The 8,370-nt window shown below is 65.3% G+C and carries 8 protein-coding genes and 2 pseudogenes; 6 read left to right on the top strand and 4 right to left on the bottom strand.

The features are described from left to right. A pseudogene (locus C100_RS29310) lies at window positions 1-255 on the top strand (hypothetical protein); the annotation flags it as partial. A gap of 8 nt (window positions 256-263) precedes the next feature. Here the strand turns inward: C100_RS29310 and C100_RS29305 are convergent. Beyond that, entirely contained in the window at window positions 264-1,583 is a 1,320-nt protein-coding gene (locus tag C100_RS29305; RefSeq protein ID WP_024018603.1) for a homoserine dehydrogenase, read from the bottom strand. A gap of 80 nt (window positions 1,584-1,663) precedes the next feature. Then, a complete protein-coding gene (locus tag C100_RS29300; RefSeq protein ID WP_024018602.1) occupies window positions 1,664-2,536 on the bottom strand; it encodes a hypothetical protein in 873 nt (290 codons plus the stop codon). A gap of 254 nt (window positions 2,537-2,790) precedes the next feature. Between C100_RS29300 and C100_RS29295 the strand changes: the two genes are divergently transcribed. From C100_RS29295 to C100_RS29275, 5 genes are all read left to right on the top strand, one after another. Continuing rightward, window positions 2,791-3,450 carry an energy transducer TonB gene (locus tag C100_RS29295; RefSeq protein ID WP_024018601.1) on the top strand — a complete coding sequence of 220 codons (660 nt, stop codon included), beginning with the start codon at window positions 2,791-2,793 and terminating at the stop codon, window positions 3,448-3,450. 72 nt (window positions 3,451-3,522) lie between these two features. Beyond that, window positions 3,523-4,278, top strand: coding sequence for a MotA/TolQ/ExbB proton channel family protein (locus C100_RS29290; protein ID WP_024018600.1), 756 nt, complete (start codon window positions 3,523-3,525; stop codon window positions 4,276-4,278). Window positions 4,279-4,405: 127 nt separating this feature from the next. Then, window positions 4,406-4,894, top strand: a complete 489-nt coding sequence (locus C100_RS29285; protein ID WP_031308749.1) for an ExbD/TolR family protein — start codon at window positions 4,406-4,408, stop codon at window positions 4,892-4,894. Between the two features lie 24 nt (window positions 4,895-4,918). Then, window positions 4,919-5,341, top strand: coding sequence for an ExbD/TolR family protein (locus C100_RS29280; RefSeq protein ID WP_024018598.1), 423 nt, complete (start codon window positions 4,919-4,921; stop codon window positions 5,339-5,341). A 189-nt stretch (window positions 5,342-5,530) separates the two neighbouring features. Continuing rightward, the gene (locus tag C100_RS29275) at window positions 5,531-5,860 is read left to right on the top strand and encodes a PilZ domain-containing protein (protein ID WP_024018597.1); all 330 of its coding nucleotides are present in this window, start codon (window positions 5,531-5,533) and stop codon (window positions 5,858-5,860) included. A gap of 9 nt (window positions 5,861-5,869) precedes the next feature. Here the strand turns inward: C100_RS29275 and C100_RS29270 are convergent, their stop codons facing one another. Together C100_RS29270 and C100_RS29265 are read right to left on the bottom strand one after the other, a co-directional pair. Continuing rightward, window positions 5,870-7,657: an ABC transporter transmembrane domain-containing protein gene (locus C100_RS29270; protein ID WP_024018596.1), complete on the bottom strand. Its 1,788-nt coding sequence runs from the start codon at window positions 7,655-7,657 to the stop codon at window positions 5,870-5,872. 43 nt (window positions 7,658-7,700) lie between these two features. After that, window positions 7,701-8,370 (bottom strand): annotated as a pseudogene (locus C100_RS29265) (class I SAM-dependent methyltransferase); the annotation flags it as partial.

Raw genomic sequence — 8,370 nt, 5'->3', positions numbered from 1 at the left:
CGTCTGCCGCTGCCGCGCGAGCCGGAGGAAGGCGGGATATTGAGGGGAGAAGCGCCGCGTGCTTCGGCGGCGCCGGTCCGCCAGGGCGCCTGCGGCGTTTCGGGCGGGCAAGGCGCCGGTTGTACCGGGGGCCTGCCGGTATTTCAGGCGGTGGGCGTGCTGGTGAAGGCGGCGACCGCGGTCATTGATCCGGACGCCGACCTCGCCCCGCCGCCGCAGCTGCCCGACCGCTTCGACGGCGCCGGGCAGCATTGACGTCCGCCTCAGTCGAGGATGTGCATCACCATTGGCGTATCGAGCAAGCTGTCCGAACCTGCCAGCCGCTCCAGCGTATCGCGCACGCAACGTTCTTCGCTGGCATGGGTGACGATCGCGACCAGCACGCCGTCTTCCTCGCTTGCGCCCCGCTGGATCATGCTTTCGATCGACACGCCGGCATCGCGCGTGGCGGCGGCGATTTCCGCCAGGACGCCCGGCTGGTCCTTGACCTTGAAGCGCAGATAGGCGCGGCCGACGCGCGCGCCGGCATCGGCGGTCTTCTGCGGCGTCAGGGCGGCGACCGGCATGGCGAAAGCGTCGCCATATTCGTCGCGCGCGACGTCGATCAGGTCGGCGACGACGGCGGATGCAGTCGGGCCGTCACCCGCGCCCCGACCCTGAAAGAACAGGCGACCGACGAAATTGCCTTCGGCCACCACGGCGTTGAGCGAGCCATCGACATGCGCGAGCGGATGGTCGAGCGGCACCAGCATCGGATGCACGCGCTGGAACAGCCCGTCGGGGCCATTCTGCGCGATGCCGACCAGGCGGATGCGATAGCCTAGCGCCGCCGCTTCTGCGATGTCCGCGGCGATGACGTGACGGATGCCCGTGGTCGCCACCGCGTCGAAATCCAGTTCTGTGCCGAACGCCAGGCTGGCCAGAATGGTCAGCTTGTGCGCTGCATCGACCCCGTCAATGTCGACGGCGGGGTCGGCCTCTGCGAAACCGAGTTCCTGCGCTTCCTTCAGGACGTCGGCGAAGCCACGCGGGCTGCCCGCCTCCTTGGCCTTCTCCATGGTGGTCAGGATATAGTTGCAGGTGCCATTGAGGATGCCATAGACGCGGCTGATCTCGTTTGCGGCGGCGCCTTCACGCATTCCCTTGATAACCGGGATGCCGCCCGCGACCGCGGCTTCATATTTGAGCGCAATGCCGCCCGCTTCGGCCAGCCGGGCGAGGTCCAGGCCATGATGGGCGAGCATCGCCTTGTTGGCGGTGACAAAGGGTTTGCCTACAGTCAGGCATTGGCGCGCGAGCGTAAGCGCGGGGCCGTCCGCGCCGCCGATCAATTCCACCACGACATCGACATCCTCGCGCGTGGCGAGCTTGGTCATGTCGTCGACCCACTCATAGGGGGATAGGTCCACGCCGCGGTCCTTGTTCCGGTCGCGTGCGGAAATGGCGACAATCTGGATCGGGCAGCCCGCGCGCCGCGCGATCAGATCGCCATTTTTTTCCAGCAGGCGAATAACGCCGCCGCCCACCGTGCCGAGGCCGACCAGCGCGACGCGTAGCGGTGCATGGCGGTGCAGATTGGTCATGGCGGCTGTCTTCCCTTCCGACGTTTCCGAAAGCCGCGCTGATAGCGGTGTCCTCGCGCCTGTCCAAGGAAAAGCGCGAATCAGCCTGTCTTGCGCGTGCGACGGCAGGGGCCAAGGGCGGCGGTCACCAGCCGATAATCGGCCCGCGCCGCTTCCGCATCCTGGACGGAAAGGGTGCGAACCGCCTGCGGGGGCAGGGCGGGGGGCAGGCTGCACGCCAGACGATACCATAGCAGGCTTCCCGGTTCGGGCGGCCGGGCGGCCTCATCGACGATTTCGCCCAGCGCCACGGCCCAGCGTGGCGCCTGGCCTGGCCGGCGCAGGATCGACAGCGAAACCGGGTCGCCACTTTCCGTTCGCAGGAATATCTGGGTCTCGCCTTCGCCCGCGATCGTGCCGGCGACATGGAACGCGTCGCCCAGGCCCAGGATACGCGGCGGCGCATCGGGGGCGACCAGCGCCGCGAGAATATGCTTCACCCGCTCGACCTCGGCAGGGGTTGAGGGGATCTGCGCATCGGGGGCGACCAGCTGGACCTCGCCGGGGCGTCCGCCCTGACGGGCGAAGAGAATGAATGCGGCCTTTTTGAATTTGGGCAGCTTGCCGCGCGCGTCAAGCGGCGCATCATAGAGGTAGGTTATGGTGGGACTGATTCCGCCATCGCCGCGAATCAGGCCGGTCACTTCAGCCTCCATATAGAGCCGCCGATGCCCCGGCGGCACCGCACCGGCTCGTTCGGGCTTCAATGTGATGATGTTGCGAATCCGCACATTGGCCACCAGCGGCGCCCCCTCCGCCAGGTCCACGATGTCGGCATAGGACAGACCCGCCGGTATTCCCGATGATGACGTTACCATCGGGCGATCCTGGGCAAAGGCCGGGAAAACCATGGGATGTGCGGCGGAAATGAGGCAGGCGAGGCCCAGGCTCTGCAAGGCGGTGGCGGATTTCATCTTTTGCTTCGTCCTATTATTTCAGCCAGTGGCGTGGATGTCACAGGCAAGTCATTCTGATGGGAAATGGTAGCCGCAAATGGCGACATCGATAAAGCGTTTGCGTGCCACGATGTGCCGCGATAGGAGTTCGCTCGGTAGCAAATGGACGGACAGGGGCCAAAGGTGGTCGGGACAAGCCCGGTCAGCTTGGGTCGTTTTTGGCTGATTTGTATAAACCACTGGTAAGATGAGTTAAGGAGTGTCGTTGCCGAATGGCCTATGCTGACCACTCGCAAGGATCGAGTCGCACGATATCGATCGTCATCGTCGCCCTGATTCACGCTGTTCTCGGCTATGCCTTCGTCACCGGTCTTGGCATGAAATATGTCAAAAAGGCGGCGGAACAGCTGAACGTGATCGACGTGAAGGAAGAGCCACCGCCGCCCGACGAGGAGCCGCCGCCGCCGCCGCCAGACCAGCCGGTCGAGCCGCCACCGGTCGTTGCTCCGCCGCCGATTGTCCGGACCCCGGCTCCGGCGCCGCCGATCCAGACCGTGAGGACGCCGCCCCCGGTGTTCAACCCGGTTCCGGTCGCTGCGCCACCGCCGCCGCCGGCTCCGCCGCCGCCGCCTGTTGCTGCAACGCGTGCTTCGCCGCGTAGCAATCCGGGCAGTTGGTTGAGCGACGCCGATTATCCGAGCCGCGCCCAGCGCGAAGAACGTTCGGGTACGGCCGGTTTCCGCCTGGAAATCGGAGCCGATGGCCGGGTGACCAACTGCACCATCACCTCTTCGACCGGCCATGCCGACCTCGATGAGGCGACCTGTCGTCTGCTGCCGCGCCGCGCGCGGTTCAAGCCGGCCAAGGGTTCCGATGGGAATGAAATGCCCGATACCTACAACGGGCGCATCACCTGGCGTCTGCCGGAATAATCCAAACGGGCAAGGCGCGCGCCCGGCGCCGCCTTTCCCTAGCTTGATCTCATTGAGAGGGAAGTCTTGAACATGTTGATGTATCTCGCAGCTGCGGCTCCCAAGCCGGAAAACCCATATGGCCTGATGGAAGCGCTCGAACAGGGCGGCACCATCGCCTGGACCGTGTTTCTCATCCTGTGCGCCATGTCGGTCGGCACCTTCTATATTCTGTTCACCAAGCTGATCGAACAGCAGAAGGTGATCAGCCAGGGCAAGAAGGTCCGCGCGACTTTCTGGCGTTCGGCTTCGCTGAAGGAAGCATCGGCCAAGCTCGAAAAGAACTCGGCCTACAAGCAGATCGTCGACGACGGCATCAAGGCTCAGGAAGAGCATGGCAAGCTGAAGGATCCGGTCGAAGCGCATGACTGGCTGCACGGTTCGCTGGCGCGTTCGGAAGCCGCGGTCAACTCGTCGCTGGGCGGCGGCCTCGCCTTCCTCGCCACCGTCGGTTCGACCTCGCCGTTCATCGGTCTGTTCGGTACGGTTATCGGTATCTACCGCGCACTCATCAAGATCGGCGCTGCCGGTCAGGCCTCGATCGACGCCGTTGCCGGCCCGGTCGGTGAAGCGCTGATCATGACCGCCCTGGGTCTGGCCGTGGCCGTTCCCGCGGTGCTCGCCTACAACTTCCTGCAGCGCCGGAACAAGGCGATCGCTGAACAGCTCAACGGTTTCACCGTTGACCTGCTGGCCTATCTGGTTTCGGACGGTGCCGTGAAGCCGACCGTTGCTGCCGCTCCGGCTGCTCCGGTGGCCAAGCCGGCCGCTACGCCGACCAAGGCCTGATCGGTCTCAAGACGCCGGTGAGGGAACCGGGGGGCGGCTGCGACCGCTCGGTTCCCCGCCGACCATGGACCTCGCTCAACCGCCCGGTTGACGGGGCGCCATCGACACCAAGGTTAGGATAGTATCAATGGCAATGAGTGTTGGCCCCGGCGGCGGTGACGACAAGCCGATGTCCGACATCAACACGACGCCGCTCGTCGACGTCATGCTGGTGTTGCTCATCATCTTTCTCATCGCGGTCCCGGTCGTCGTCCAGACGGTCGATCTGCAGCTTCCCAAGGTGGCGTTCGAGCCGACCACGACGAAGCCGGAAAATGTCTCTCTCTCGGTCACCTCGACAGCTGATGGCAGCTGCGCCGTGTTCTGGGGCATGGCTCCGGTGAGTTCGAGCGAATTGCTCGACCGCGCCGTCGCAAAGCTCGAAGCAGACATCAAAAAGGCTGGCGGCGTTGAAAACATGACGCCCGAGGATCTGCCGGAAGTGCATATCCGCGGCGACATCAACACCCCCTATCGGTGCATCGGCGGCACCATCTACACGATGCAGCGCGCCGGCTTCCCGAAGGTGGGCTTCATCTCCGAACCGGAACCCGGTTCGACCACCACCCGCCTCTGATCGGCCGAAAAAGGAGAATTCGCCATGGCAATGAGCGCCGGATCCGAAGATGGCGAGCCGATGGTGGAAATGAACACGACGCCGCTTATCGACGTCATGCTCGTTCTGCTCATCATGTTCATCATCACCATCCCGATCCAGACCCACGCGGTGAAGATCGACCTGCCGCAGAACGCGCCGCCTTCGGACAGCGTGATCGACCCGGTCAAGAACAAGGTCGCAATCGACGCCGGTGGCGTCATCACCTGGAACGGGTCGCCGATCGATCTGTTGACCCTGCGTCAGTATCTGCAGCAGTCGCTGCGCCTGCCCGTCGAGCCGGAACTACAGTTCCAGCCCAACGCGCAGACCCGCTACGTCGTCGTTGACGAGGTGCTGGCGGAGATCAAGCGTGCGGGCGTGACCAAGCTGGGTTTCGTCGGCAATGAACAATATGGCAGTTTCTGAGATCTGACGTCCGGCCTTTCGCGTACCAAGGACTTCCCCCTCTTCGCGATTGTCCCGATGGATCTTTAGATTGCCGCATCTCTTCAGGGGTCGCCGCTGGCGGCCCCTTTTTTATGCGTCACCCGATTTTTCGACGCCGATTAACATTTTGCTTACCGCGATGCGCGATCCTCCGCGGGAGGACAGACCATGGGCGCAGAACCACAGATTGACCACGAACGTAAGCGTCGGAACGCCGAGCGCCGCCATGTCCAGATTGGCGTCAAGGTTCGTCGTCCCGGCGAAACCTGGTTCAGCAGTCATGTCGCCGACCTGTCCATCACCGGCTTCCGCCTCCAGAGCTTCATGAAGTTGCGGCCCGGCGATGATCTGTGGATCATGTTGCCCGGTTTTGAAGGGCGCCGCGCGCGTGTCCTGTGGACTCGTGCGCATGAATCAGGCTGCGCCTTTGAGCGTCCCTTGCATCCCGCGATCCTCGATCATGTCGTGCGCCTTGGTCAGATCGGCGTGAAGCGCTGATCGGCCGTCCTATGCGGCCGATGCATCCTGAAATTGCAGCCGTGCAAGACGGGCATATAGCCCGGCCTGGGCCATCAGCGCGGCATGATCGCCCTGTTCGACGATCCGTCCTTCATCCAGCACGATGATCCGGTCTGCGGCGCGAACGGTCGCCAGACGATGGGCGATCACGACGGTCGTGCGCCCCTGCATCAGCTTGCCCAACGCATCCTGCACCAGGCGTTCCGATTCGGCATCCAATGCTGAGGTGGCTTCGTCGAGCAGGAGAATCGGCGCGTCGCGCAGCAGCGCACGAGCGATCGCCACGCGCTGTCGCTGACCGCCAGACAGACGGGCGCCGTCTTCGCCCAGAAAGCTGTCCAGTCCTTCGGGCAAGGCGCGCAGGAAGGCTTCGGCATTGGCCGCCCGCGCGGCGGCCCAGATCTGCTCGTCGCTCGCGTCCCATCGACCATAACGCAAGTTATCGCGGGCTGAGGCCGCGAAAATAACGCTGTCCTGCGGCACGATCGCCATCATCTCACGTAGTGCGCCAGGGTCGGCATCGGGCAAGGGCACGCCGTTCAGCGCAACCGAACCAGAGTCGGGATCATAGAAGCGCAGGGCGAGGTGGATCAGCGTCGATTTGCCCGCGCCCGAGGGGCCGACGACCGCCACAGTCTCGCCCGGCGCAATGTCGAGGTCAATGCCGTGGAGCGCGGCTTGATCGGGTCGGGTGGGATAATGGAAATGCACGTCGGCGAAGGTCAGCCGGGCGCCGTGGGCCAGCGGCGCTATGGCTCGGGGCGCAGTCGGCGGCCCAATGTCCGGCTCCGCCGCCATCAACTCCCCCAGCCGGCTGGCGGCGCCCGCCCCGCGCAACAGGTCGCCCCAGCTTTCGGACAATGATCCCAAAGCGCCCGCCACCAGGCCGCCGGTCAGGACGAAGGCGGCAATGCTCCCACCCGACAGTCGCCCGGCCGCGACGTCGATCGCGCCCAGCCACATGACCCCCGTGATCGCACCGAACACCAATGTGAAGGCGACGGCGGTCATCGCGGCGCGCAATCGGATGCGTTGGCGGGCCGTGGCGAAGCCGCGCTCGACCGTCGCTTTGAAACGCTGCGCCTCCCGCATTTCCTGCCCGAACGCCTGAACGATCTTCATTGCGCCCAGCACTTCTGTCGCGACGCTGCCGATATCGGCCAGCCGGTCCTGGCTCGCGCGCGACGATTGCCGGACGCGCCGTCCCAAGCCGATAAGCACCAGCAGGATGACAGGTATGCCCAGCAGCAACAGCCCCGCCAGCTTGGGCGCGAGCGCGAAGAGATAGACCAGCCCGCCAACGGCCGTGACCATGTTGCGCAGCGCCACCGACACGGTGGAACCGACAACCTGTTCGACGATCGCGGTGTCGGCCGTCATGCGCGACGCGATCTCGGACGGCCTATTCTCCTCGAAGAAGCGAGGCGCCTGACGCAGCAGATTGGCCTGGGTGGCGCTGCGGATGTCGGCAACCACCCGTTCGCCGAGCCAGGAGACGAAATAGAAGCGCAGCGCGCTCGCCAGCGCGAGCACCAGCACGATCAGCAGCAGATATTCGAACCAGCGGCTGATGTCGCCACCGCCCATGAAGCCCTTGTCGATGACGAGCCGAAAGCCGTTGGGGATGGCGAGCGTCGCCGCCGAGGAGACGATCAAAGCGGTCAATGCGCCTGCTATGCGGCCGGGATAGCGGCGCGCGAAGCGCCAGAGCATCGTCAGGCTGCCCAGCGCGGGGCGCGCTGGAGCAGGCGGGGCATTGGGTGAGCTATCCTCCATGGGCGGCGCTTAGCAGCCCGCCCGGTTCGCCTCAATGGCCCGTTCAGCCGGCGGGCGCGATTGCCCCCGCCAGTTCCATGATGCGTGCAGGCGCGGCCTGGCCGGTCAGCGCGTAGGCCATGTTGCCGACCTCCCAATAAGCGATGACGTCGGCGTCGCGTCGTTCGAGCAGGGGTTTGGCTTCCGCGGGCGTTTCGGCCCGGTCGGCGAAGAAGGACAGATGCTCGCCCCGCGGGGTTTCCAGCGCCATGGCGATGGCGGGGCTGTCGGGTGTCGGGAAAAGCTGCACATCGGTGATCCGCCAATTGCCGGGAAGAGCGGGCAGGATGATGCCGGTGGCGCTTTCAATCTCTTGCGGGTTCAGCGTGGCGCTCTCCACCTGCGACGCCATGGCCTGGCGCAACAGGCCGGCGCGCCGAGACGCCGCCGCTTCGTCCAGGAAGCTGCTGGCCTGCGCCGGCTGCGGAAATTCCCCCAATTCCCCGCGCGCGATCCACCCGGTGGCAATCAACGCCACAATGCCGGCCGCCCGGCCAAGGTGACGCCAGGTCCGCCCGGCCTCATTGTCATTCGCCACCGGGCGAGATGCGTCCCGCCTTCGCCCGACCAGCGTGCCCTTGGTCCCGTCCTTGGCCAAGCGGAAATCGATATGGGGCCAGCGCTGCCGCCACCGCCGCGCCACCAGCCGTTCGCCCGGCCGCGCCGCGTCGTCC

Origin of the sequence: Sphingobium sp. C100 (genome assembly GCF_000508185.1) — a bacterium.
Lineage (GTDB): Bacteria > Pseudomonadota > Alphaproteobacteria > Sphingomonadales > Sphingomonadaceae > Sphingobium.
Note: the sequence above shows the minus strand (reverse complement) of the source record. Positions and strands in the feature narration are given on the sequence as shown.

Coding starts and splice junctions, on each gene's coding strand:
- C100_RS29305 (WP_024018603.1), bottom strand. CDS start 1,583: ATGACCAATCTGCACCGCCATGCACCGCTACGCGTCGCGCTGGTCGGC.
- C100_RS29300 (WP_024018602.1), bottom strand. CDS start 2,536: ATGAAATCCGCCACCGCCTTGCAGAGCCTGGGCCTCGCCTGCCTCATT.
- C100_RS29295 (WP_024018601.1), top strand. CDS start 2,791: ATGGCCTATGCTGACCACTCGCAAGGATCGAGTCGCACGATATCGATC.
- C100_RS29290 (WP_024018600.1), top strand. CDS start 3,523: ATGTTGATGTATCTCGCAGCTGCGGCTCCCAAGCCGGAAAACCCATAT.
- C100_RS29285 (WP_031308749.1), top strand. CDS start 4,406: ATGGCAATGAGTGTTGGCCCCGGCGGCGGTGACGACAAGCCGATGTCC.
- C100_RS29280 (WP_024018598.1), top strand. CDS start 4,919: ATGGCAATGAGCGCCGGATCCGAAGATGGCGAGCCGATGGTGGAAATG.
- C100_RS29275 (WP_024018597.1), top strand. CDS start 5,531: ATGGGCGCAGAACCACAGATTGACCACGAACGTAAGCGTCGGAACGCC.
- C100_RS29270 (WP_024018596.1), bottom strand. CDS start 7,657: ATGGAGGATAGCTCACCCAATGCCCCGCCTGCTCCAGCGCGCCCCGCG.